The sequence below is a fragment of the Ileibacterium valens genome, assembly GCF_001945525.1.
In the GTDB taxonomy this organism is placed as follows: domain Bacteria; phylum Bacillota_I; class Bacilli_A; order Erysipelotrichales; family Erysipelotrichaceae; genus Ileibacterium; species Ileibacterium valens.
The window spans coordinates 1-1165 of the sequence record NZ_MPJW01000113.1 but is presented as its reverse complement, the minus strand read 5'-3'; the positions used below and the strand labels follow the sequence as shown (position 1 = coordinate 1165).

Genomic DNA, 1165 nt, shown 5'->3' with positions numbered 1-1165 from the left:
GTGCGGAAAATCCTCTTTCTTTTCTGCGGCAGAAAGTCAGACAGAATCAAAGGGCTTCTATGGCAGGAAGATGGCTATCTGCTTCTTTACAAGAGGCTGAGCTGCGGCAGATTCAGGTGGCCAAGAGATAAAAATGAGGTTCTTGAACTCAGTGAACAGCAGCTCAGATGGCTGCTTGATGGTCTTTCAATCACTCAGAAAACGAGTATAAAACAGGCATCAAAAAGATCTGAAAATACTTTATATAAAGCATAAACAGACTGTTTTATGGTATAATGTGATGGGTGAATACTATGCCGGAAAACAGCTCTGCAAACACATCTAACATCTCTTCAAATCCGTTTTTTCAGCAGCTTGTGAAGATCAGCCAGCAGCTGGACGACGCTCTCAAGGACAGCCGGAAAAAAGATGAAATTATCCATTCGCTGACCGAACAGGTTGAAGCAGCCAATACAACGATCGCTTCTCTGACTGAGCAGATCACTCTGATGGCGGCTCAGCGCTATGGAAAGAAATCTGAGAAACGCTCGAGTGGCAAGAAGAAGGATGATGACGACGGTAATGATTCTGACTCCACACCTTCTGCCGGATCTGCGTCTGAATCCGATTCTTCCAAAAAGCCAAATACTCATCGTCCGGTTAAGAAAAAACAGACCAGAAAGCCCAAATCGACGCTGAAAGAAATGATTGAACGCATGGGTATTGATGTGGAAAAGGTTGTAAGAGAACTCGATGAGGACAAAAGGTTCTGCGAATACTGTGGTCATGAGCTCATTCCGTTTGGAGAAAAGCATCTGCGTTACGAGCTTAAGGTTGAACTTCCCAGACTCAGAGTCATTGAGTATGTGGGTGTGGCTTACGGCTGCCCTGGCTGTCATGCAAAAGCTGCTGGCAGTGACACTCCGCTCAGTGAATGCGGACTGTCTCCCGTTCAGGCCGAGGCTCCAAAGCCGCTTCTGCCCGGAAGCTGGGCTTCCTCCTCATTTCTTGCCATGGCGATCGCCTTCAAGATTCTCTATCAGATTCCCACCAATCTTCTGATTACGATGTTCAGAGAAATGGGAATGTTCAGCGTTTCTTCAGGAACTCTGTGCAGCTGGATCATTTCAGTTTCGCAGGTTTACTTTGCTCCTCTGTTTGACAGACTCAGACAGATTCTGCTTGC

At 46.4% G+C, this 1165-nt stretch carries 2 protein-coding genes; both read left to right on the top strand.

Annotated elements, in window-relative coordinates:
- On the top strand, positions 1 to 255 hold a 255-nt coding region (gene tnpB / locus BO222_RS05475; protein WP_158024562.1), incomplete at its 5' end, for an IS66 family insertion sequence element accessory protein TnpB.
- 38 nt (positions 256 to 293) lie between these two features.
- Positions 294 to 1165 (top strand): IS66 family transposase zinc-finger binding domain-containing protein (locus tag BO222_RS05470; RefSeq protein ID WP_143356949.1); only part of this gene is annotated, 872 nt, incomplete at its 3' end.